General features: G+C 74.2%; 15 protein-coding genes. 7 read left to right on the forward strand and 8 right to left on the reverse strand.

Annotated features, from left to right (window positions below):
- Positions 1-10 precede the first annotated feature (10 nt).
- The 6 genes from AB0I21_RS27895 to AB0I21_RS27920 all read left to right on the forward strand — a co-directional run bounded on the left by AB0I21_RS27895 (position 11) and on the right by AB0I21_RS27920 (position 5,646).
- Complete coding sequence (locus AB0I21_RS27895) at positions 11-1,258, forward strand: activator-dependent family glycosyltransferase (RefSeq protein ID WP_360565495.1); 1,248 nt, start codon at positions 11-13, stop codon at positions 1,256-1,258.
- On the forward strand, positions 1,255-2,196 hold the full coding sequence (locus tag AB0I21_RS27900; protein ID WP_360565497.1) for a hypothetical protein: 942 nt from the start codon (positions 1,255-1,257) through the stop codon (positions 2,194-2,196). The genes AB0I21_RS27895 and AB0I21_RS27900 overlap by 4 nt, the downstream gene beginning before the upstream one ends.
- Positions 2,197-2,215: 19 nt before the next feature.
- The gene (locus AB0I21_RS27905) at positions 2,216-3,199 is read left to right on the forward strand and encodes a hypothetical protein (protein WP_360565498.1); all 984 of its coding nucleotides are present in this window, start codon (positions 2,216-2,218) and stop codon (positions 3,197-3,199) included.
- The gene (locus AB0I21_RS27910; protein ID WP_360565500.1) at positions 3,196-4,383 is read left to right on the forward strand and encodes a macrolide family glycosyltransferase; all 1,188 of its coding nucleotides are present in this window, start codon (positions 3,196-3,198) and stop codon (positions 4,381-4,383) included. The genes AB0I21_RS27905 and AB0I21_RS27910 overlap by 4 nt, the downstream gene beginning before the upstream one ends.
- Positions 4,384-4,424: 41 nt before the next feature.
- Positions 4,425-4,826: an AraC family transcriptional regulator gene (locus AB0I21_RS27915; protein WP_360565502.1), complete on the forward strand. Its 402-nt coding sequence runs from the start codon at positions 4,425-4,427 to the stop codon at positions 4,824-4,826.
- A 163-nt stretch (positions 4,827-4,989) separates the two neighbouring features.
- Positions 4,990-5,646 carry a hypothetical protein gene (locus AB0I21_RS27920; RefSeq protein WP_360565504.1) on the forward strand — a complete coding sequence of 219 codons (657 nt, stop codon included), beginning with the start codon at positions 4,990-4,992 and terminating at the stop codon, positions 5,644-5,646.
- A 57-nt stretch (positions 5,647-5,703) separates the two neighbouring features.
- On the opposite strand, the gene AB0I21_RS27925 is transcribed toward AB0I21_RS27920, so the two are convergent.
- From AB0I21_RS27925 to AB0I21_RS27935, 3 genes are all read right to left on the reverse strand, one after another.
- On the reverse strand, positions 5,704-6,459 hold the full coding sequence (locus AB0I21_RS27925) for an NAD-dependent epimerase/dehydratase family protein (protein WP_360565506.1): 756 nt from the start codon (positions 6,457-6,459) through the stop codon (positions 5,704-5,706).
- Between the two features lie 63 nt (positions 6,460-6,522).
- On the reverse strand, positions 6,523-7,728 hold the full coding sequence (gene mqnC / locus AB0I21_RS27930) for a cyclic dehypoxanthinyl futalosine synthase (RefSeq protein WP_354903561.1): 1,206 nt from the start codon (positions 7,726-7,728) through the stop codon (positions 6,523-6,525).
- Between the two features lie 23 nt (positions 7,729-7,751).
- Complete coding sequence (locus AB0I21_RS27935; RefSeq protein WP_360565508.1) at positions 7,752-8,660, reverse strand: menaquinone biosynthesis protein; 909 nt, start codon at positions 8,658-8,660, stop codon at positions 7,752-7,754.
- A 161-nt stretch (positions 8,661-8,821) separates the two neighbouring features.
- On the opposite strand from AB0I21_RS27935, the gene AB0I21_RS27940 reads away from it, so the two are divergent.
- On the forward strand, positions 8,822-10,039 hold the full coding sequence (locus tag AB0I21_RS27940) for a nucleotide disphospho-sugar-binding domain-containing protein (RefSeq protein WP_360565510.1): 1,218 nt from the start codon (positions 8,822-8,824) through the stop codon (positions 10,037-10,039).
- A gap of 902 nt (positions 10,040-10,941) precedes the next feature.
- On the opposite strand, the gene AB0I21_RS27945 is transcribed toward AB0I21_RS27940, so the two are convergent.
- From AB0I21_RS27945 to AB0I21_RS27965, 5 genes are all read right to left on the reverse strand, one after another.
- Positions 10,942-11,604 (reverse strand): hypothetical protein, encoded by a 663-nt coding sequence (locus tag AB0I21_RS27945; RefSeq protein WP_360565511.1) that lies wholly within the window; start codon positions 11,602-11,604, stop codon positions 10,942-10,944.
- A 51-nt stretch (positions 11,605-11,655) separates the two neighbouring features.
- Positions 11,656-12,966, reverse strand: coding sequence for a lipopolysaccharide biosynthesis protein RfbH (gene rfbH / locus AB0I21_RS27950; protein ID WP_360565513.1), 1,311 nt, complete (start codon positions 12,964-12,966; stop codon positions 11,656-11,658).
- Positions 12,967-12,994: 28 nt separating this feature from the next.
- Positions 12,995-13,972 carry an NAD(P)-dependent oxidoreductase gene (locus AB0I21_RS27955; protein WP_360565514.1) on the reverse strand — a complete coding sequence of 326 codons (978 nt, stop codon included), beginning with the start codon at positions 13,970-13,972 and terminating at the stop codon, positions 12,995-12,997.
- 104 nt (positions 13,973-14,076) lie between these two features.
- Entirely contained in the window at positions 14,077-15,468 is a 1,392-nt protein-coding gene (locus AB0I21_RS27960; RefSeq protein WP_360565516.1) for an MFS transporter, read from the reverse strand.
- 1 nt (position 15,469) lies between these two features.
- Entirely contained in the window at positions 15,470-23,050 is a 7,581-nt protein-coding gene (locus tag AB0I21_RS27965) for an amino acid adenylation domain-containing protein (RefSeq protein WP_360565518.1), read from the reverse strand.
- Positions 23,051-23,059: the final 9 nt, after the last annotated feature.

A 23,059-nucleotide genomic window follows, 5' to 3' on the forward strand; every position in this document is an offset into this window, starting at 1 on the left:
AGCCAGACCGATGCGGGTCCTGTTCGTCACCCTGCCGGAGAAGTCCCACCTGTTCTGCATGACACCGATCGCGTGGGCCGCCCGCGCCGCCGGCCACGAGGTCCGCGTCGCCAGCTCACCGGCGTTCACCGACGTCATCGCCCGCACCGGCATGACCGCGGTCGGCGTCGGCGACAACAGCAACATCAGCTCCGCGATGGCGCAGCACCGCGAGTCGCAGGAGGTCGAGTCCGTCGACTGGAGCGAGCTCGACCCGGCGAAGCTCACCTGGGAGCGGGAGCTGGAGCGGGCGCAGATGGGCGCCTGGGGCTTCGCCTACTACAACGAGCCGATGATCGGTGACCTCGTCGCGTTCGCCCGGCACTGGCGGCCCGACCTCGTCGTGTGGGATCCGCTCACCTACGCCGGACCGCTCGCCGCCACCGCCGTCGGTGCCGCCCACGTGCGCTCGATGTGCTTCACCGACGTGTGGGCGATGAAGCGGCAGCTGTTCCTGAAGCTGCGCGACGAACAGCCGGCCGACCGGCGCCAGGACCCGATGGCGGAGTGGCTGGGCGGGCACGCCGAGGCGCTCGGCGGCGCGTTCACCGAGGAGCTCATCACCGGGCAGCTCACCCTCGACCCGCTGCCGTCACGGCTGTCGGTGCCGTCGGACGTCCGCCGGCTCCCCGTGCGGTTCGTGCCCTACAACGGCCCGGCCGTCGTCCCGGACTGGCTCGCCGAGCCGCCCACCCGCCCCCGCGTGTGTCTGAGCCTCGGCGCCGCCAACACCGAACGCTACGGCGGCGACTACGTGTCGAAGGCCGCGATCCTCGAGGCCCTCGCCGACCTCGACGTGGAGGTCGTCGCCGCGCTGCTGCCGGTACAGGTGCAGGAGCTCGACCGGGTGCCGGACAACGCCCGGGTCGTCGAGTCGGTGCCGCTGCACGCGCTGCTGCCCAGCTGCGCCGCGCTGATCCACCACGGCGGCTTCGGCAGCTACGCCACGGCCCTCGTGCACGGGGTGCCGCAGCTGTGCGTCTCCACCGCGGTCGCCGACCAGACCCTGCGCGGCACCGGCCTGCACCAGGCCGGCGCGGGCCTGTTCCTGCCGCATGTGCAGGCCGGGCCACAGGAGATCCGCGACGCGGTCGCTCGCCTGGTGTCGGAGCCCGGGTTCGCCGCCAACGCCGCGACCCTGCGCGACGAGGCTCTCGACCGGCCCACTCCCGCCCAGGTCGTCACCGAGCTCGAACGGTTCGCGGAGGTGGCGGCATGAGTCTGGCGTTCATCCTGGGACAGAAGAACCTCGCCTACGACCCGACCGGCCTCATCGCACTGTACGAGCGGCACCAGGCCGTCCGGGACTCCTACGACCGGGCGGCGCAGTGGACCGGCATCGACGTTGCCCTGCTGCTGCGGACCGCCGACGACCCGACGCAGCGCTCCCGGACCACGTCGATCGGGCTGGCCGCGGCCATGCTCGGCATCGCCGACCTGCTCGGCGAGCACGGCGTACACCCGGCGATGGCCGGCGGGATCAGCCTCGGCGCGATGGTGTCCGGGGCGCTGAGCGGCGCGGTGGCCCGTGAGGACGTCATCGGGCTGCTCGGCCACACCGACGGCGACCAGCGCCCCGACCGGGCCGAGCTGCCCGAGGGGTGCGTCGCCGCGGTCCTGCCGCTCGGGCAGACCTACGAGTCGTTCTACGGCACCCGGCCCGGGGTCTGGTTCGCCGGCGACTTCGGCATGCACACCAGCGGCGCGTTCCGGATGCTGCTGCTCAGCGGCTACCGCGACGCCCTCGACGAGCTGGCCGCCGGCTACCCGCCGGAGTACTTCGTGTTCAGCGAGGAGACCGTCGCGGTGCACAGCCCGCTGCGGCACCGCGCCCGCGACGTGCTCGCCCGCATCGCCGCGGACATCGAGTTCACCGACCCGGCGGTGCCGATGTGCTCGTCGCTGGAGCCTCGGGTGCTGCACGGCGCCGACCAGGTCCGCAGCGAGTTCAGCCGCAACGTCGTCGAGCCGATCCGCGCCGACCACCTCACCGGCCAGATGCGCCGCCTCGGCGCGCGGCTCGGCGTCATCCTCGGCCCGACCCTGCCCCGGGACGGGTTCGAGTTCCCGTTCCCCGTCGTGTACGTCGACGCCCCGGACGACATCGACCAGGTCGTCGCCGCCGTCCGCGAGCACGACGTGCTCCTCCCCACGTGACCCCAGGAAGGCTGCCGGCATGAGCCTCGCGTTCATCTTCGGAACGAACCTGCTCAACTACGACCCGCGGGGCGTCATGGAGTTCCACGACGCCTACCCGGCCATGCAGAAGGTGTACGACAAGGTCAGCACCTGGACCGGGCTGGACCTGGACCGGCTGCTGCGGCGCCGGGAGGACGACGAGGAGGACCTGGAGGCCCGGTCGCGGCACGGCTCGGTCGCCCTCGCGGCCGCCATGGTCGGCATCCACGACGTCCTCGCCGCGCAGGGCATCCACCCGGCCGCGGTCGGCGGCCTCAGCCTCGGTTCGATGGTCAGCTCCTCCCTGGCCGGCGCGCTGCCCCGGGAGCGCCTCTTCGACCTGCTGATGCGGATGGACCACGTCGGCCCCCGCGACCCTTCCGGACCCGCCGAGGGCGTCGCGGTCGCGTTCCTGCCTGTCGGCGAGGACGAGGCGCTGCTGGTCGAGCCGAAACGCGACGGCGTCTGGCTCGCCGGCGACTTCGGCACCCACCCCACCGGCACGTTCCGCATCCTGCTGCTCAGCGGCTACCGCGAGGCCCTGGAGCGGCTCGCCGAGGAGACCGCCGCGTCCGGCGGGCTGGGTCAGGTCCAGGTGCAGGAGGCCAACTCGGTGGCCGTACACACGCCGCTGCGGCAAGCGGTCGCCGACTCGATCGCCGCCATCGCCGCCGGGGCCGGCCTCGGCGACCCGGTCCTGCCGCTGTGCTCGGCGCTGGAGCCGCGGACGCTGACGACGGCGGCCGAGGTCGCCGACATGTTCAGCCGCAACGCCGTCGAGACGATCCGCATCGACGACATGAGCGCCGGGATGCACCGGCACAAGACCCGCGTCGGGCTGGTCCTCGGCCCGTCGCTGCCGCGCGGCTGGATCGCCTTCCCGTTCCCGATCGTGCACGTCGAGTCGCCCGCCGACCTGCCCGAACTGATGGCCGCCATCTTCGACAACGGCGTCGTGCTCCCGCCCCGGCGGGTCTCATGAGCGGCCACGTCGCCATCTTCGTCTTCCCGGACTTCGGGCACTTCAACCCGACGCTGCCGATCGCCAAGCACCTGGTCGAGCGCGGGCACCGGGTCACCTACGTCGTCGACTCGATGTATTCGGCGGCGGTGTCCTCGGTCGGCGCGGCCCTGGCCGGCTACACCTCCGTCCGGCGCCGGCTCAGCACGGCCAGCCACGTCGAGAGCGCCGAGATCGCCGAGCTCGGTCTGGACATCCTCGCCGACGCCAACACCCGCGTCATCCCGGCCGCCCGTGCCGCTTTCACCGACGACCGGCCGGATCTGATCGTCTACGACTTCGAGAGCTTCGTCCCGGCCCGGATCCTGGCCCGGGAGTGGGGCACGAAGACCCTGCAGTACTTCCCGTACACGGCGTCCAACGACCACTTCTCGTTGCACGCCGAGACGATGGACCGCGACTCCGACTACGTGCACAAGGGGGTCGAAGCCATCCTGGAGATCCTCGCCGAGGTCGAGCCGGACCCGGCGAAGATGTGGGCGATGATGGCCGTGGCCGACGAGCACAACCTCGTCTTCCTGCCCCGCGCGCTCCAGCCGCACGGCGAGACCTTCGACGAGAAGTTCACGTTCCTCGGCCACTGCCTGCCGTCGACGCCACCGCCGGTCTCTTGGACCGCGCCTTCCGATGATGTACCGGTGGCCCTCATCTCCATGGGCACCGAGTCCAACGAGCGCACCGGCATGTTCCAGCTCTGCGCTGACGCCTTCGCCGACAAGACCTGGCACGTGGTCATGACCCTCGGCCGCGGCAACGCCCTGGACGACGGCGTGTCCGCGGTCAACGTCGAGGCCCACGAGTGGATGCCACACCTCGCGGTCCTGCCGCGCGCCTCGGTCTTCGTGACCCACGGCGGCATGGGCAGCCTCGTGGAGGCCCTGTACCACGGCTGCCCGTGCGTCGTCGTGCCGCACACCCCGGAGAACACCGTCAACGCCAAGCGCGTGCACGAGCTCGGCATCGGCCGCTACCTGCCCGCCTCCAACCTCGACCCGGCCACCCTTCGCGCCGCCGTCGACGAGCTCACCACCGACCCGGACGTCCTCGCCCGCGTCGCCGCCATGAGCGCGGCCATGCAGGCCGGCGGCGGCCCCTCCGAAGGCGCCGACGTCATCGAACGCCTCCTCACCGCACCCACGGGCTGACCCGCGGTCGGGAATCCGCGCTGGCGTGGTAGCACCGGTGCATGGCGCACAACGTCGTGCTCACCACCACGCCGGCGCGGCGGACCGCGGTCGTCAAGACCCAGACCACCTGGCAGGAGTTCCCGGGCCGGTGGAAGCCGATGCTCGACCAGGTCTGGGCCTGCCTCAACACGTACGGCATCACCTGCGGGTGTCGCAACGTCATGCTGTACCTCGACGACACCCCGCGGGTCGAGGTGGGCGTCGAACTGACGACGCCGTGCCCGCTCAGCGGCGAGGTCGTGCTGTCCACGCTGCCGGCCGGGCCCGGTCGCGACGACCGTCCACCGTGGCCCGTCCACCGGCCTGGCCGCCGCACACGAGGCCGTCGTGACGTGGTGCTCGCTGCGGCGACTCCGGCTCGCGGGGCCGCGCTGGGAGGTCTACGGGCCTCACCACGCTGACCCTGACCAGGTGGTGACGGAGGTGTTCCACCTCATCGAGCACGCAGAACCTTAGACCGTGTCTCGGTCGGGGCCGACCTTGCGGCCCCATGAGCAGGGCGACGAGGGCGCATCACCCGAAATCGGCGAGGGACGGACGCTGATCACCCGCCACACTGGCCTGGTGGCTGTGCCAGCGGGGACGGGGCAGTCCGACCAGCCGCCCCGGTCGCCCCGGGCGGCGGGGGTCGCGGGCATCGTCTTCGCCGTGCTGTGCGCCGCCGTGATCGTCGGCATCCGCATCGTGTTCCCGGAGCTGCCGCCCACCGCGGACCAGTGGCACACGAGCACGTCCGGCCGCACCGTCCTGCGGGTGGCGCTGGCGCTGCTGCCGTTCGCCGGCATCTCCTTCCTGTGGTTCATGGGTGCGCTGCGGGCCTTCATCGGCGGGCGGGAGGACAAGTTCTTCGCCACCGTGTTCCTCGGCGGCGGGCTGCTGTTCGTCGCGATGCTGTTCGCGCTGGCCACGGCCGCCGACAGCATGCGCTCAGTCGCTGACGCGTCGCCAGGCGGACCGCCACCCGAGCTGTGGCGCTACAGCCACCACCTCACGTACACGCTGCTGTCGAGCTACTGCATGCGCATGGCTGCCGTCTTCACCTTCGCGACGACCACGATCGGGCACCGCCTGCACCTGTTCCCGCGCTGGCTGGTGGGGCTGGGCCACCTCACCGGCGCGATCCTGCTCGTCGTCGTCACCCGAGTGCCCTGGTCAGAGCTGGCATTCCCGCTCTGGGTCCTGGCCGTCAGCTGCCGCATGCTCTCCGGCCGGCCTGCATGAATGCGACAGGGTGCGGGCCGGCACCCCTTCCCTGGGGCCGGCCCGCGGACTCGGGGTTCAGCGCGTCGGGGCGGGCACCGTGCGGTCCAGGTAGCGGTCCAGCAGCATGTCGAGGTAGCCGGGGCCGGCCGTGCCGAACGAGGGCACGAAGGCGCGGAGCCGGTCCAGGGACACCTCGGTGCGGGAGAACGGACCCGTCGAGTACACCCGGTCGGGGGAGACGCCGAGGCGCTGGGAGACGCCGTCGACGATGTCCTCGACCGGGAGGGGACGGCCGGAGGCGACGTTGACGACCACGTCGCCCGCGTCGGCGGTCAGCAGGCCGTCGATGGCGTGCATCAGGTCGCGGGCGTCGAGCAGGTCGCGGTGGGCGCCGCGGTACACGGTGACGGTGCCGCTGGCGACCTGGCGCACGATGGCCGGCAGGAGCTGGTGCGGGCGCTGGTGCGGGCCGACCACGTGGCTGAGCCGCAGCACGACGTGGCGCACGCCGGAGGCCCGGACGCAGGCCTCCAGGGCGAGCTTGTGCCGGCCGTACACCGACGGCGGGAAGAGCGGGCCGTCCTCGGTCGCCGGGGCGGTGGTGTGGCCGTACATGGCGAACGACGCGGTCGAGAAGTACAGCAGGGTCCGGTCGTGCGCGGCGCACCTGCGCACGGCGGCGTAGAGCGCCTCGGCCTCCCGGTCGAACTCGGCCGGGTCGGTGACGGACGTGCTCGACACGCCCACCGCGAGCGCCGTCACGTCCGGGAACCGGTCGCCGAACGCCGCGGTGAGGTTCTTGGCCAGGAAGCCGTTGCCGATGATCTGCATGTCACCCTCCCGACCGGGTCGGCGCCGGCGGGTTGCCGGCGCCGCGACAGCCACCCGAGCGGCTCATCCGACCGGTGTCACCTTCAACAGCCGCTGGGGCGCGATCGCGCCGATGCCGCCACCGTCGACCGCGGTCGAGGACAGGTGCGAGACCACGCGGTCGTCGACCGGGTCGTCGGCCGGGTCCTCCAGCACCCGCAGGTGCTCGTACGTGGTGCTGCGCTGGGCGGGGACACGGCCAGACGCGCGGATCAGGTGGATCATCTCCAGCAGGTTGGAGCGGTGCTTCGCGCCCGCCGAGGAGACCACGTTCTCCTCCAGCATCACTGAGCCGAGGTCGTCGGCGCCGTAGTGCAGCGACAGCTGGCCGATCTCCTTGCCGGTGGTCAGCCACGAGCCCTGGATGTGCGCGACGTTGTCGAAGAACAGCCGGGCGATGGCGATCATCCGCAGGTACTCCAGGGAGGTCGCCTGCGTCTGGCCCTGCAGCTTGTTGTTCTCCGGCTGGTACGTGTAGGGGATGAACGCCCGGAACCCGCCGGTGCGGTCCTGCACGTCGCGGACCATCCGCAGGTGCTCGATGCGCTCCGCGTTGGTCTCGCCGGTGCCCATGAGCATCGTGCAGGTCGACTCGACGCCGAGACCGTGCGCGATCTCCATGATCTCCAGCCAGCGCTCGCCGCTCTCCTTCAGCGGGGCGATCGCCGTGCGGGCCCGGGCCGGCAGCAGCTCCGCGCCCGCACCGGCGAACGAGTCGAGGCCGGCGGCCTTGATCCGCAGGATCGCCTCCTCCGGGCTGACCCCGGACACCTTCGCCATGTGCTGCACCTCGGACGCGCCGAGGGAGTGGATGACCAGCGACGGGTAGGCGTCCTTGATGGCCTTGAACATGCCCTCGTAGTACTCGACGCCGTACTCCGGGTGGTGCCCGCCCTGGAACATGATCTGGGTCCCGCCGAGCTCGACGGTCTCCGCGCAGCGGCGCAGGATGTCGGTGAGGTCGCGCTCCCACGTCTTGTCGCTCTTCGGCGGGGCGTAGAAGGCGCAGAACTTGCACGCCGTCACGCAGACGTTGGTGTAGTTGATGTTGCGTTCGATGATGTACGTGGCGATGTGCTCGACACCGGCGTACCGGCGGCGGCGCACCGTGTCGGCCGCGGCGCCGAGGGCGTGCAGCGGCGCCGAGCGGTACAGCTCCAGCGCCTCCTCGGGGGTGATGCGTTCGCCCGCGGCGGCTCGGTCGAGCACCGCGCTGGCAGATCGGAGCATGGCAGAGCCTTTCATGAAGTGGGTCACGGCGTTGACAGCAGGCGCACCTCGACGTCCGGCGGGAAGCCGGCGTCCGGCCCGCCGACCCGGCGGGCGAACTCGGCGATCCCGGCCAGCTGCCGCGCGCCGAGGCTGAAGTCGAGCGCCGTCATGTAGTAGCGGCGAAGGACCGCCGCGTCGAACGGCTCCCAGCGGGCCGCCTGCTCGCACACGGCGTCGACCTCGAGCAGCGACAGGTCCCGCGACGCCAGGAACGCCCGGTGCACCCGCTGGACGGTCTCGGGTTCGCGGGCCACGAAGTCGCGGCGGGCGGCGAACACCGCGAAGACGAACGGCAGGCCGGTCCACTCCCGCCACATCTCGCCGAGGTCGTAGACGTGCAGGTTGAGCCGCTGCGCGTCGGCGAGCGCGGCCCGCAGCGCGACGTCGCCGATGACCACCGCCGCCGGCGCGTCGCGGAGCATGACGTCCAGGTCCGGCGGGGCCGTGAAGTACCGCGGCCGCACCCCGACGAGGTCGCTGAGCAGCAGCGCGGCCAGCCGGACCGACGTGCGGCTGGTCGAGCCGAGCGCCACCGGCGCGCCGTCGAGCTGGTCGAGCGGCACCCTGCTCACGATGAGGCACGACATGACCGGCCCGTCGCTGCCCACCGCGATGTCGGGCAGCGCGACCAGGTCCCCGGCATGCTTCAGAAACTCCATCAGGCTGATCGGCCCGATGTCGAGCGTGCCGGCGGTGAGCGCGTCGCTGAGCCCGTCCGGGCTGTCCCGGCACAGGTCGAGGTCGAGCAAGCTGCCGGTGCGGGCGAGCCCCCAGAACAGCGGCACGCAGTTGAGGAACTCGATGTGCCCGACGCGCGGCCGCACGGGTCGGCGCCACCCGGCCGGTGCGATCCCGCCGGGGTACGTGAGCGTGCCGGTCGGTTCAGGCATCGCGACTCCTGCCGTTCGAGCGTTGGGAAGGCACCCGCGGACGACGGTCACTATCCAGCACCGGCCAGGCCCAGGTCCCTCGATCCACCCGAAGTCTGGGGGTTTCCCGGGTTCTTGCGTCGTGTCCGGCCCGTGACCAGACCCTGCGGCATCCTGGGCGGATGCGCGTGCTGTTCTCCGTGTCGTCGTGGCCCACGCACTACTCGTCGATGGTGCCCCTCGGCTGGGCGTTGCAGGCCGCCGGGCACGAGCTGCGGGTGCTATGCGCGCCGTCGCAGACCGCGGCGGTGGCCGGGGCCGGGCTGCCGCCGGTGCCGCTGCTGGGCGGGATGGAGGTCGCCGTCCACAATCGACTGTCCTACGTGCGGGAGGCGCTCGCCGGTCAGTGGCCGTACCCGTGGACGCCCCTGCACCCGGTCACCGGCGCGCAGATGTCCACACTGGACGGTTTCGACGCGGAGGCCTACGCGCGCACCGACGGCGCCCGGTTCGCCGAGGCGTCCGCGGCCGGCCACGACGCCGCCGTCGCGTTCGCCCGCGAGTGGCGCCCGGACCTCGTCGTCCACGACCCGGTCAGCACCGAGGGCCTTCTCGCGGCGTTGGCGGCCGGTGTACCGGCGATCCTCGCCCTCTGGGGCCCGGTCGGCACGCACGAGGCGCCGCCGGTCCGCATCCTGCCCGACGACCTCGGCGACTCGTTCGCCCGCCACGGCTTCGACCCGTTCGGCCCCGACCTGATCCGCCACGTGCTCGACCCGTGCCCCGACGAGGTGGCCCCACCGGTCGGCGGCGAGCGGCTCCCGGTGCGGTTCGTGCCCTACAACGGCCCCGGCGTCCCACCGCTCCGGCTGCCGCGCGGTTCACGCAAGCGCGTGTGCGTCACCTGGTCCACGGCGCTGAGCACGATGACAGGCCCGCGCTCGTACGCACTGCCGGCGATCGTCGAGGCGCTGAGCACCCTGGGCGTGGAAACGGTGCTGACAGCCACCAGGGAGGACGCCGAGGCGCTCGGCCCCGTCCCGCCGGGCGTACGCCTGCTGGAGCGGTGCCCCCTGTACGCGCTGCTGCCCGACTGCGACGCGGTCGTCCACCACGGCGGGGCCGGCAGCGCCATGACCGCGATGGTGAGCGGCACCCCGCAGCTGGCCATCACGTTCGCCAGCGAACAGGCCTGCCTCGCCACCCGGATCGCCGCCTCCGGCGCCGGCCTGCACCTGCCGGGCCACACCGCCACAGTGGCGACGATCCGCGCCGCCGTGGCCGCGCTGCTGGACGACGAGCGCCACCACCGGGCCGCGGCCGCCCTGCGCCGGTCAGCCGTCAACCGCCCGACCCCCGTCGAACTGCTGCCCCGCCTGGAGAAGCTGGCCGCCGGCTAGCGCGGTGACCACTACGTTCACCGGGGTAGGTGGTGTTGTGGTTCCTCGCCGCGTTGCCGCGTCGAGCGACGCCCCACCGTGCTGGTGGGGCGGGCCTCAGTCGGCCAACGGGCCCTGTCGCCCCTCCCATCGTGTTCACCGTCGCGTCGCCGGGTGTGGCGGCGTGACAGTGTGGTGGGGGTTGGCGGGGTCACGCCGGGACAGTCCGGCACCGGGGAGGTGTCGTCCTGCTCGACGGTGCGTGAGCACCTGCGGCGGCACCGCTGCTGTCGGGGTGCTGGTGCCGTCGCCCACGGCAGTCCCGGTGTGTCCAGGGGGTGGGTGGTGATGGTGGCGGCCGCGAACAGGTTGCAGTGCCGGCAGGGCATGGTCCGCCCGGCCGGTTTGGTGACCTTGCTGCGGCAGGTGGGGCAGGTTTAGGAGGTACCCCGTTCGTCGACGAGGTGGACGGTGATGCCGGCCCTCGACGAGGCGGGCCCGGCGGCGGGTCTTGCGCCACCGTCGCGATCCACGCTGCCCGGGTTCGGCGCCTGGGCGGCGGTCGCGCGGCGGCGGCGTTCTGTGTCGGTGAGGTGCATGCGGTGTTCGGCGCGGACTGCTCGCCCGGACACCAGTAGCCCGTGCCCGTCGGGCCCGCCGACGGCGTAGGAGGGATGACGCCGAGGTCGACGCCGGCGACCCGGGCCGGGTCCGGACCGTCGCCTGCCGGGTGCACGGTGACGGGGACTTCGGCGGTGACCTCGGCCCACACCGCTCCCGCTGACCACGGGTGGTCCGCAACCCGACCCGGCAGGTGCGCGACGCACCACCCGAGCAGCAGCAGGATCACGACGGCGAGGCATGCGAACACTCAAGCACAGGGGTACGACAGAAAGTCCGGTCAACGTTTCGTGGACACCGCACTAGCGCCGTCTGTGCCTGCGCGGCTGGGGATAGCGGCCGTGGTGCCAGTGGGTGCGCCGCAGCTGCGGCGCCTCGGGGTGGTCGAGCAGCCAGAGCAGGAACCGGGCCCGCTTCGCCGGGATCGACGAGGAGCCGTCGTCGACGCCGGCGAGCCGCTGCCGGAAGTCCGGCAGGTCCACGGCCCTGGCCAGCCGCGCCCAGCTGACGTCCTCGACGTGGTAGTCGCGGCGGATCACCAGCACGATCAGCTCGACGAGATGGCGCTTGGCCGCCACCGGCAGGTCCGCGAACTCGCGCGTGAGGTGGCGCAGCAGCACCTCCTTGGCCGTCCAGTTCTTCGCGGTCGCGAACCACTCGTCGGGGTAGCGGACCTCCCACTCCAGGTACCGGATCAGGTAGGGCAGACCCGGCCACGTGCCGAGCGGCTCCTTCAGGCCCAGGCCCTCGGGGAAGGAGAAGCTCTGCCGCAGCCGGTAGTGCTCCCAGCGGGACTGCCGCTCGGGGTCGTCCTGCCGGCTCCACACCTCGTTGTACCGCCGCAGCGCGGTGTGCATGAGCCGCCGCATGGCCACGAGCCGGCGGCGCGCCCGGGTGCGGACGACGGGGTCGTCGGCGACCAGGCCGGCGGTCCAGCCCAGTCGCGTCTCCCACGTCGTGTCCACGGCGACGGTGGTATCCCGGGGACCGGCCACCGCGCAAGCGGTTAAAGCCTGTCAGTGGCGGCGCTCGGCGAACTCGCGGATCGAGGCGACCATGTAGTCGATCATCTCGGCGGTGACGCCCGGGAAGACGCCGATCCAGAAGGTGCGCTCGGTGATGACGTCGCTGTTCTCCAGGGTGCCGCTGACGCGGTAGGGCTCGTCGCGGTATGCGGGCTGCCGGGCCAGGTTGCCGGCGAACAGCAGCCGGGTGCCGATGTTGCGCGACTGCAGGAAGTCCACCAGCGCCCGCCGCTCGAAGCCCGCGTCGGCGGTGAGGGTGATGACGAACCCGAACCAGCTCGGGTCGCTGCCCGGCGTCGCCTCCGGCAGCAGCAGGCCCGGCGTGCCGTCGAGGCCGTCGCGCAGCCGCTGCCAGTTGCGCCGGCGGGCGGCCACGAAGTCCTCGAGCTTGGTGAGCTGGGTCAGGCCCAGCGCGGCCTGGATGTCGGTGGCCTTCAGGTTGTAGCCGACGTGGGAGAAGATGTACTTGTGGTCGTAGCCGTACGGCAGGTCACCCATCTGGTAGTCGAACCGCTTGAGGCACTTGTTGTCCTGCCCCGGCTCGCACCAGCAGTCCCGGCCCCAGTCGCGCATCGACTCGGTGATCCGCGCCAGCTCCAGGCTGTCGGTCAGGATGCAGCCGCCCTCGCCCATCGTCAGGTGGTGCGCGGGGTAGAAGCTGACCGTCGAGTAGTCGCCGAACGTGCCGGTGGTCTGCCCCTGGTAGGTGGACAGGACCGCGTCGCAGTTGTCCTCGACGAGGAACAGGCCCCGGTCCTTGCACAGCTGCCGGATCTCCGCGACGGGGAACGGGTTGCCCATCGTGTGCGCCATCATCACCATGCGGGTCTTCGGGCTCAGCGCCGCCTCGACCCGCTCGACGGTGGTGTTGTAGGTGCCGAGGTCGACGTCGACGAAGACGGGGACGAGACCGTGCTGCAGCAGCGGGTTCACGGTCGTCGGGAAGCTGGCCGCGACGGTGATGACCTCGTCGCCGGGCCGCAGTCGCCGGTCGCCGAGCTCCGGTGCGGCCAGCGACGCGACGGCGAGGAGGTTGGCCGAGGAGCCGGAGTTCGTCAGGTGCGCCTTGCGCACGCCGATCGTGCGGGCGAAGAGCCGCTCGAAGCGCAGCGCGGTCGCGCCGGAGGCGATGCGCATCTCCAGCGCCTGCTCGACCAGCGCGGCCCGGTCGTCCTCGTCGAGGACCGCGCCGGACGGCATGATGTGGGTGACGCCCGGCACGAAGCCCTGATCGGCCGCCGCCCGGTCGCGGTGGAGCTTGCGGGTCTGCTCCAGGATGAGCTGCTTGACCTCGTCAGCCATGCGTGGGATCTCCGTTCGGTGCAGAGCTTCAATGGAAGGCGGTCGCGTGCGCCCGCGCCTGCAGCCACAGTGCGGCGACGGCGTCAGCGAGCGGCCGGGTCGGCTCCCAGCACAGGGCGCGCCGGGCGGTGCGGAGGTCGAGCGGCTGTGCGGTGATGCCCGCGTCCCGGCGTTCGCCCGGCGCGGCCGGACCTGCGGCCCGGGCGGTGCCCCCGGCGCACCGCAGCAGCAGGTCCACGAGGTCGGTGACGGCGGTCAGCCGCCCGCCGCCGACGTTGACGACGGACGGCACCCGGCTGGCCGTGGCGGCGCACAGGACGGCGTCGCCGACGTCGCGGACGTCGACGAAGTCGCGGTGCCCAGCCAGCGGCGGCAGCACGACATCCGAGGGGTCGGCGGCGAGCCGGCGCGCGATCCCGCCGAGCAGGCTGTCCGTGGGGGCCCACGGGCCGATGGCGGTGGAGATGCGCAGGACGACCGCGTCGAGGCGTCCCGCGTCGGCGGCGGCTGCCACGGTACGGGTCCCCGCCAGCTTGGTCTGCGCGTACCGGCTGACGGGGCGCTCGGCGAGGTCCTCGGTGAGCGGCGTGCCGGCCGGCTGGTCGCCGTACTCGTACGCGGACCCGATGTGCACCAGCCGGACGCCCGTCCGTCCGGCGAGGGCGCCGACGAGACGCTCGACCAGCAGCACGTTGCCGTCGTGGAGCCGGCGCTCGTCGCGGCCGTCGGCGCCCCACAGCGCGCCGGCGGCGTTGACGACGAGGTCCGGCGCGGCCGCCCGCAGCGCGGCGGCGAGGTCCTCGGGGCGGTCGCGGACCGGGTCCAGGGGCAGGGGCCGGCAGCCGGGTCGGAGCTGTTCGCCGGCGGTCCCGGGGTCGCGGACGGCGGCGGTGACCCGCCAGCCGGCGTCCAGCAGCGTCGCGCTCGCGTTGCGCCCGACGAACCCGGTCGCACCGAACACCACCGCGTGCGGCGCCGGATCGCGGGTGGGTCCGGTCGAGTGCATGACGGCCTCCTCAGCGCGTGCTGCCATCCTGCGGCAGGCGTCGCGGGTCGGCGCCGCACTCAGACGAAGTCTGGGGGTTTCCCCGGTCTCGGGGTCGCCGCCGGTCACGCCGCCGCCGGCTGCGGCTCGGGCGAAGGCTCCGGCGAAGGCGAAGGCGAAGGCGAAGGCGATGGCGACTGCGACGGCGATGGCGATGGCGACGGCGATGGCGATGGCGACGGCGCGGGGGCGTCGGGCAGCTCCCGTTCGAGGAGCCGCACCCGCGGGCGCAGTGCGGTGAACGCGACGATGCCCAGCAGCAGCGGGGCGGCGGCGAGGAAGACGAGCGCGATCCCGCCCGCGGTGCCGCCGCCGGTGACGCGCCCGAGCGTCCCGTGCAGGGGCCCGCCCGCGTCGACCAGCGGCGTTGCCGCGTACTGCGCGAGGGGGCCCGCGGTCGCGTACGCGAGCGGCTGCGCGGACCAGGCGATCATCCGCCGGACGGCGAAGACCCGGCCCTGCACCTCATGCGGTGTCTTGCGCTGCCACAGGGTGGCGGTGACCGCGTTCGTCACGGCGTACCCGGCGAGGATGCCGAACATGCCGGCGGCGGCGGTCCACACGGCGTGCCCGGCGCCCATGGCGACGACGAGGACCGCCTGCACTGTGGCGACGATGAGCACGGCCCGGATCCGGTGCCGTGGCTCGCGGGTGACGCTGATGACGGCGCCGCCGAGCACCATCCCGGCCCAGCCGACGGCCTCGACGATCCCGTAGGCGGCCGCCCCGGCGAGGCTCAGCACCAGCGGCGGGACCAGCACGATCACCCACTGCATGCCGAAGTTGTGCACCGCGAAGAACAGCAGCAGGCCGGACAGGCCCGGGCGGGCCCGGATGTACCGCCACCCGGCGCTGAGCTCGCCGGTGAGCTTCGCCTGGCGCTCCCGGGCCGGCGGGGGCGGCATCCGCCGCAGCGACCACAGCATCGTGCCGAGCGCGGCCGTGAACGTGAGCACGTCGAGCAGCAGCAGGCCGCGCAGCCCGAGCACGCCGTACAGGCTGCCGGCGATGACGGCGCCGAGGACCTCGCCGACGGCCTCGGCGAGCCCGACCCGGCCGTTGGCCTTGCTCAGGTGCTCCCGGGGCACGATCTCGGCGACGAGCGCGGAGAACGCCGGCCACTGGATCGCCTTGAACACCGACAGCAGGACCGCGACGACGTACACCATCCAGATCGCGAACATGCCGGTGCTGACCAGGATCAGGGCGACGAGCGTGACGGCGGCGGTGCCGGCGTCGCTGAGCAGCATGGCCCGGCGGCGGTCCCACCGGTCGACGAGGGCGCCGGCGAGCGGCAGCAGCACGATCCCGGGCAGCGTCGCGGCGAGGACCATGAACGTGAACGCCGCCGGTGAGCCGGTCTGGTCGTACACCCAGATGCCGGCGGAGAACGCGGTCACCGACGAGCCGATGAGGGAGACGGCCTGGCCCGCCCAGAGGACGTGGAACAGCCGCATGTCAGGCACCTTCCGTTTCCGAGGTCAGGTCGCCGAGCAGCGCGAACAGGTCGTCGAGGCGGCGTGCCACGGTCGCGGCGTCGTACAGGGCGGTGCTGTACTCGATCCAGCCGCTGATGCCGTCCGCCGTCTCGCGGCAGCGCAGGTGCAGGTCGTAGCGGCACGTGCCGCGGTCCACGTCGACCCGTTCGAGCCGCAGCCCGGGCAGGTCTTCCGCGCCCGGCGGCAGGTTCTGCATCGCGAACATGAACCGGCACAGCGGGGGCCGGTCGCCGGCGCGCGCGGCCGGGTCGTGGCGGTCGGCGAGCACCTCGAACGGGGTCCCCTGGTGCTCCCAGATCGCGAGCATCGTGGCGCGGACCCGCGCGACGAGCTCCGGGAACGTGGGTGCCCCGGTGACGTCCGCCGGCACCGGCGCGACATCGGCGAACGGGCCGACCTCGTCCTGCGTCGCCGTGTCCCGGCCGGCGACGGGCACCGCGACCAGGAACCGTTCGGCGCCGGACTGCCGGGCCAGCCACACCTGCACCGCGGCGAACAGCACCATGAAGGTGGTGGCGCCGGTCGCGTCGGCCGCCGCCCGCACGGCCGCGGACAGCTCGGCCGGGAGCGTGAAGCGGTGCGTGGCGCCGGCCAGCGACCAGGTCGCGGTCCGGGGCCGGTCGGGTGCGGCGGCCACGTCGACGGGTATCCCGCCGATTCGGTCGTCCCAGAAAGCGAGGTCCGAGGCGACGCGCGGGGAGAAGCCCGCGACCGGGGGCAGCGCCGGCCGGGCGCCGCCGGTGAAGTGGGCGTAGTACGCGACGATGTCGCGCTGGATGACGCTCAGCGACCATCCGTCGGCGACGGCGTGGTGCACGGCGATGCCGAACAGGTGCGTGCCGTCGCCGCCGCGGACGACGGTGGCCCGCAGCATGGGGCCGTCGTGGTGGTCGAACGGGCGGCGCAGATCGGCTTCCAGCAATGCCGCGTCGCCGGTCTGGTGGACCGTGATCTCGGCCGGCAGCACCGGCTCGACGACCGTGCTCAGGTGCCCGCCGGTGACCGGGAACCTGGTGCGCAGCGCCGGATGCCGGGCCACGACGGCGTCGACGGCCCGCGCCAGGGCGACGGCGTCCAGGTCGCCGTGCAGCCGGGCGGCGAAGCCGATGTGGTACGCCGCGCCGCTGTCCCTGTGCCGCAGCATGGCCTCCTGTGCCGGCGTCGGCCGGCCGGTGCCGCCCTCCACTGTGGAACCGTGGATGTCCACAGTGGAGGAGGACGGGACGGCGGCCGCGATCGCCGCGACGGTGCGCAGGTCGAAGACCGCCCGCAGCGGCACGTCCCGGCCGAACGCCGCCCGCAGCGCCGCGGCGAGGCGGGCGGCGAGCAGCGAGTGCCCGCCGAGGGCGAAGAAGTCGTCGTCGCGCCCGCACGGCCCGCGGTCCGGCAGCTCGGTGCCGAGCACCTCCTGGAACACGGCGGCGACCCGGCGCTCGGTCTCGGTCCGCGGCGGGTCGGCGACCGGGGCCGGGAGCGGCACCGCTGCCAGGGCCTTCCGGTCGACCTTCTGGTTGGTGGTGCGGGGCAGCGCGGCGACGGCGTGCAGGGTCGCGGGCACCAGGTGCTCCGGCAGCAGCTCGCGCAGCGCGGCCCGGAGCGCGACGGCGTCGACCCCGGCGGGTGCCACGAAGGCGGCCAGCCGGGCCGGCGACCCGGTGACCACGACGGCCGCCTCGGCGACGCCGGGCAGGCCGCGCAGGACCGCCTCGACCTCGCCGGGCTCGACCCGGTTGCCGCGGATCTTCACCTGGTCGTCGTCGCGGCCGACGAAGTGCAGCACCCCGTCGGCGTCGCGGACGGCGGTGTCGCCGGTGCGGTACGCGCGGGCGCCCGGCACCCCGGAGAACGGGTCGGGCACGAAGCTCGCCGCGGTCAGGTCCGGCCGGCCGTGGTAGCCGTCGGCGAGCCGGTCGCCGCCGATCCACACCTCGCCGGGCACGCCGGTGGCGGCGAGGTCACCGGCGGCGTCGACGAGCCACACCCGGGCGCCGGGCGCGGGCCGGCCGATCGGGGCGCCGCCGCGCTGGTCCGGCGAAGCATCGACGGGGTGCCAGGTGGTGGTCATGGTGGCCTCGGTCGGCCCGTACTGGTTGACGACCGCGGGCCGCCCGGCGAACAGGGCCCGGGTGCGGGCGGCGTCGTGCCGGTCGAGGACCTCCCCGGCGGTGAGGACCAGCCGCAGCCGTTCCCCGGTGCCGGGCCGGGACGCGGCCTCGGCGAGCAGCGCCCGCAGCAGGGTCGGCACGACGCTGAGCAGGCAGGTGACGCCGTCGCGGTCGATCGCGTCGAGGATGGCGGCCGGGTCGGTGGCCTGCTCGTCGGCGGGCAGCACGACGCGGGCGCCGGCGGCGAGCGGCCCGAGCAGGTCCCGGACCGACGCGTCGAACGCGAGCGCCGGCAGCTGCAGGACGGTGTCGCCGGGGCCGAGCCGGAACGTCGGCAGCAGGTAGCCGGTGAGGTAGCCGGCCGCGGCGGCGTGCGGGGTGCGGACGCCCTTCGGTGTCCCGGTCGACCCGGAGGTGTAGGCGAGGTAGGCCACCGACCGCGGCCTCGGCCGGCCGTCACCGGACAGGGCGGGGGCGGCGGGGTCGAGGCGCCGCACGGCGAGGCCCTCGGTGACGAGGCTGTGGGCGCCGCTGTCGCGCAGGACGGCGTCCCGCCGGGCCTGGGGGTGGCGCAGGTCGAGCGCGACGTACGCGGCGCCGGTCCGCAGCACGGCGAGGACGGCCACGACCTGGTCCGCGCCGCGGGGGAGCGCGATGCCGACGACGTGACCGCCGCGCACCCCGTTGGCGCGCAGCCGTCCCGCGAGGTCGGCGGCGCGCTCGCCGAGCTGCCGGTAGGTGACCGCGCCGGCGCCCGTGCACAGGGCGACGGCATCGGGGCGGCGGGCGATCTCGTCGTCGACGAGGGTGTGCAGGCAGGTCGGCGTGGGCCGCTCCGCGGGCTCCTCGCCGGTGAGCGCCTCCCGCTGCGCCGGGTCGAGCAGGTCGAGGCGGGACAGGGGCGTGTCGGGGTCGGCGGTGGCGCGGTCGAGCAGCGTCAGCAGGTGCCCGGCGGTGCGGGCGATGCGGTCGGCGTCGAAGCGGGCCGTCTGGTACACCAGCGACCCCGCGAGCCCGTCGGGCCCGTCCTCGAAGGACAGGTTGAGCTCGGCCTTCGCCGCGGACGGCACGAACGGCTCCGGGTGCAGCGTCACCCCACCGGCCAGGGTCGCCACGGCCGGCGCCTGGTCGATGGTCACGGTGTACCGGGTGAGCGCCGCCGCGTCCAGCCGCAGCGCCTCGACGAGCCGGGCAAACGGCAGCTGCCGGTGCTCGTACGCCTCGACGACCGCGGCCCGCACGTCGCGCAGCAGCCCCCGGAACGTCCCCGCGCCGGACACCCGCACCCGCAGCAGGACGGTGTTGAGCAGCGCGCCGACGACCTGCTCCAGCTCCGGGCGGGCCCGGTCGGCGACCGGCATCGCCAGGACGACGTCGCGGCTGCCGGTCCACCGGTGCAACAGCGTCACGTAGCCGGCGAGCAGCGCCATGAACGGGGTGCCGCCCTCGGCCGCGGCGAGGTCCCGCAGCGCGGTCGCGACCGGCGCGGGCACGGTGAAGCGGTGCGCGGATCCGGCGGGGTCGGGTGCGGCCGGGCGGGGCCGGTCGGCGGGCAGGTCGGGTCCGGCGGGCAGGTCCCGCAGGCGGTCCCGCCAGTACGCGAGCTCCGCGCCGAGCCGGTCGCCGCCGGCGAGGCCCTGCTGCCAGCGCGCGTAGTCCGCGGGGGTGCGGCGGGCCGGCACCGGCGGCTGCGGCCGGCCCTCGGCGGCGGCCTCGTAGGCGGCGACGAGGTCGTCGTGCAGGACGTTCATCGACCAGGCGTCGACGACCGCGTGGTGGAACGCGAGCGCCAGGACGTGCTCGTCGCCGGCGACGGCGATCAGGGCCGCCCGCATCAGCGGCGCGGCCGCCAGGTCGAACCCGGTGCCGGTGACGTCGCCGACGAGCGCCGCGAGCGCGGCCGCCCGGTCCGGCTCCGGCAGGTGCCGCAGGTCGTGCCGGTGGACGGTGGCGTCGATCCGGTCGGCGACGACCCGGCGGGGCGTGCCGCCGTCGGCGGTGAACGTGGTCCGCAGGGCCTCGTGCCGCTTCGGCAGCGCGGTCAGCGCGACCACGAGCGCGTCGGCGTCGAGCGGGCCGCGGAGCCGGCTGACGACCGGCACCACGTAGGACGGGTCGGCCGGGTGGAGCTGGTCGACGAGCCACATCCCGGCCTCGGTCGCCGACAGCTCCGGCACCGGGCCGGTCGCGGCGGTGACCGCGGGCAGCGGCGGGCCGGCGGCGGCCGCCCGGTCCAGCAGGACCGCAAACCGGGCCGGGGTGGGCGCGTCGAACGCCCACTTCAGCGGCGCGTCGACGCCGAGGGTCTGCTGGACCCGGGCGAGGAGCCGCACCGCGAGGATCGAGTGCCCGCCGAGGGCGAAGAAGTCGTCGTCGCGGCCGGCCCGTTCGAGGCCGAGGACCTCCGCCCACAGCGCGGCGAGCGCCGCCTCGGTGTCGCCCCGCGGGGCGGCGTAGGCGACGGGGTCGGATGCGGCGTCCGGCGGGTCGGGCAGCTGCCGGTGGTCGACCTTGCCGCTGGACAGCTGCGGCAGCGCCGGCAGCACCATGACGACGGCGGGCACCATGTACTCCGGCAGCCGGGTCCGCAGCCAGCGCTGCAGCTCGGCGGGGTCGGGCGGGGTGTCGCCCGGGGTCACGTACGCGACGAGACGGTCGTCGCGGGCGACGACGGCGGCGTGCCGGACGCGTTCGGTGAGCACCGATTCGATCTCGCCGAGCTCGACCCGGAAGCCGCGCAGCTTCACCTGCCGGTCGAGCCGGCCGAGGAAGTCGATGAGGCCGTCGTCGCGCCACCGGACCAGGTCGCCGGTGCGGTACAGCCGGCCGCCGGGCGGACCGAAGGGGTCGGGCACGAACCGGTCGGCGGTGAGGTCGGGCCGGCCGAGGTAGCCGCGGGCCAGCTGCACCCCGCCGATGCACAGCTCGCCGGGCACGCCGACGGGCTGCGGCTGGAGGTCGGCGTCCAGCACGTAGCAGCGCACGTTGGTGGTGGCGGCGCCGATCGGCACCCGCGGGTCGCCGTCGAGCCGGCAGCGGTCGGCGGTGACGTTGACCGCGGTCTCCGTCGGGCCGTAGGCGTTGTAGAGCTCAGCGCCGAGCGACGTGAGGAACCTGGCTCGCAGGTCGGGGGTCAGTGCCTCGCCGGCGCTCTTGACCACCCGCAGCGCGGGCAGCGGGGTGTCGCCGCCGTACGCCAGCAGCGCCGCGAGCATCGTCGGCACGAACCGCACGTAGGTGACCTGCTCGGCGGCGAGCAGCGAGCGCAGGTAGGCCGGGTCGCGGTGGCCGCCGGGCTCGGCGATGACCAGCCGGGCGCCGCTGCTCAGCGCGGCGAAGATCTCCACCACCGAGTCGTCGAACGTGACGTTGGTCTTGAACAGCACAGTCGCGTCGGGGCCGAGCGCGAACCGGTCGACCTGCCAGTGCACCTGGTTGTGGGCGGCTCGGTGACTGACCATGACGCCCTTGGGCCGGCCGGTGGAGCCGGAGGTGTAGAAGACGTAGGCGAGGTGCTCGGGCAGGATCTCCGGGTCGGTGCACCGGTCGGGCCGGGCCGCGATCCGGTCGCGCTCGGCGTCGACGCAGACGGCCGTGACGTCAGGAGCGAGGATCCCGGCGAGCGTGGTGTCGGTGACGACGAGGGCGGCGCCGGCGTCCCGCACGACGGTCGCGGTGCGGTCGGCCGGGTGGTCGGGGTCCAGCGGCAGGTACGGCGCGCCGGCCCGCACGATCGCGACGATCGCGACGACGAGGTCGATGCCGCGGTGCAGCAGCACGCCGACGGGCCGGTCCGGGGCGGCGCCGGCGTCGCGCAGGTGGGCGGCGAGCCGGTCGACCCGGGCCATCAGCTCCCGGTAGGTGACCTGGCGGCCGCTCTGCACCAGCGCCACCGCGTCGCTGTCGCGGCGGGCGGCGATACGGGCGGTGAGGTCGGGCCGGTCGGCGTGCGCCTTGACCGGGCCCTGCCACGCCGCGGTCACCAGCGCGCGCTCGGCGTCGTCCAGCAGCGGCAGCCGGTCCACCGGCAGCCCAGGGTCGGCGGCCGCGGCGGCGAGCAGGCTCAGGTAGTGGCGCATCGCGCGGCGCGCCGCCGGCTCGTCCCACACGTCACGGCGGTGCTCCAGCTCGACCTCGAGCCCGTCGGCGAGCTCGCTGACCGCGACGACCAGGTCGAACTTCGCGGTGTCCGGCCGGAACCGCTCGACCAGGGTCATCCGGGCCGCGCGGTCGGGTGGTCCGAGCCGCACCGTGGTGCCGGTCCGGGCGGCGGAGCTGTTCCAGTCGAACATGACCTGCACCAGCGGCGTCGCGCCGGTGTCGCGGTCGACCGGCAGCGCCGCGACCACCTGCTCGAACGGCACGTCTTGGTGGGCCTGCGCGGCGGCGGCCGCGTCGCGGACCTGGTCCAGCAGCGCCGCGAACGGCAGCAGCGGCGCGACGTCGGCACGGACCACGACCGTGTTGACGAACAGGCCGATGAGTGGCTCGACCTCCGGCAGGACGCGGTTGGCGACGGGGGTGCCGACGAGGATGTCGCGCTGCCCGCTGTACCGGTGCAGCAGCGCGTGCAGGGCCGCCAGCAGCACCACGTGCGGGGTGGCGCCGTGGGCGCGGGCGAGGGCCCGGACCGCGGCGGTGACGTCGGCGCCGACCCTGGCCCGCAGCCGGCCACCGCCCGTGTTCCCGGCCGGTCCGGGGCCCGGCGACGGCAGCTCGATGCGCTGGGCGGCGTCGGCGAGCCGGCCGGTCCAGTACGCCAGCTGACCGTCGAAGCCGCCGGTGGCGAGGCGGTGCGCCTGCCAGGCGGCGTAGTCGGCGTACTGGACCGCCGGGGCCTTGACCGCCGGGCCGGTGCCCAGGGCGGCGGCGTAGCCGGCGGACAGCTCCCGGGCGAAGACGTCGACGGACCAGCCGTCGAAGGCGATGTGGTGCACGGTGAGCACCAGGTGGTGCCGGTCCTCGGCGGTGCGGGCGAGCACGGCCCGCCACACCGGTCCCTCGCGGAGGTCGAACGGCCGCTCGTATTCGTCGCGGGTCAGCTCGTCCAGCCGCGCTTCGGTGGCGCCGGGCAGGTCCAGGCGGCGCAGCCGGAGCCCGACCGGCCCGGTCACCTGCTCCTCGCCGGTGCCGGTGCGCCGGTACGTCGTGCGCAGGACCTCGTGCCGCTCCTCGATGCCGCGCAGCGACGCCTCCACGGCGTCCGGGTCGAGCGGGCCGTCGATTTGCAGGGTGAAGATCACGTGGTAGGTCGGCGTGCCTGGGTCGAGCTGTTCGAGGAAGAGCAGGCGCTGCTGGGCGGGGGAGGCCGGGCGGGGCCCGCTGCCGGGTGTGATCGCCGGCTTCGGCGGGCCGGCGGTGAGCCGCGCCAGCCGCTGCTCCACCAGGGTCCGCACGTCGGTCGGCAGGAACTCCGGGCTGGTGCTGGTGCTCATCGGGGGTCC

It is taken from the genome of Dactylosporangium sp. NPDC050588, assembly GCF_040654975.1.
GTDB classification, from domain to species: Bacteria; Actinomycetota; Actinomycetes; order Mycobacteriales; family Micromonosporaceae; genus Dactylosporangium; species Dactylosporangium maewongense.

Bases quoted from the DNA above. Each gene is read 5' to 3' on its own strand.
- AB0I21_RS27895 (WP_360565495.1), top strand. From the start codon at position 11: ATGCGGGTCCTGTTCGTCACCCTGCCGGAGAAGTCCCACCTGTTCTGC.
- AB0I21_RS27900 (WP_360565497.1), top strand. From the start codon at position 1,255: ATGAGTCTGGCGTTCATCCTGGGACAGAAGAACCTCGCCTACGACCCG.
- AB0I21_RS27905 (WP_360565498.1), top strand. From the start codon at position 2,216: ATGAGCCTCGCGTTCATCTTCGGAACGAACCTGCTCAACTACGACCCG.
- AB0I21_RS27910 (WP_360565500.1), top strand. From the start codon at position 3,196: ATGAGCGGCCACGTCGCCATCTTCGTCTTCCCGGACTTCGGGCACTTC.
- AB0I21_RS27915 (WP_360565502.1), top strand. From the start codon at position 4,425: ATGGCGCACAACGTCGTGCTCACCACCACGCCGGCGCGGCGGACCGCG.
- AB0I21_RS27925 (WP_360565506.1), bottom strand. From the start codon at position 6,459: ATGCAGATCATCGGCAACGGCTTCCTGGCCAAGAACCTCACCGCGGCG.
- mqnC (WP_354903561.1), bottom strand. From the start codon at position 7,728: ATGCTCCGATCTGCCAGCGCGGTGCTCGACCGAGCCGCCGCGGGCGAA.
- AB0I21_RS27935 (WP_360565508.1), bottom strand. From the start codon at position 8,660: ATGCCTGAACCGACCGGCACGCTCACGTACCCCGGCGGGATCGCACCG.
- AB0I21_RS27940 (WP_360565510.1), top strand. From the start codon at position 8,822: ATGCGCGTGCTGTTCTCCGTGTCGTCGTGGCCCACGCACTACTCGTCG.
- rfbH (WP_360565513.1), bottom strand. From the start codon at position 12,966: ATGGCTGACGAGGTCAAGCAGCTCATCCTGGAGCAGACCCGCAAGCTC.
- AB0I21_RS27955 (WP_360565514.1), bottom strand. From the start codon at position 13,972: ATGCACTCGACCGGACCCACCCGCGATCCGGCGCCGCACGCGGTGGTG.
- AB0I21_RS27960 (WP_360565516.1), bottom strand. From the start codon at position 15,468: ATGCGGCTGTTCCACGTCCTCTGGGCGGGCCAGGCCGTCTCCCTCATC.
- AB0I21_RS27965 (WP_360565518.1), bottom strand. From the start codon at position 23,050: ATGAGCACCAGCACCAGCCCGGAGTTCCTGCCGACCGACGTGCGGACC.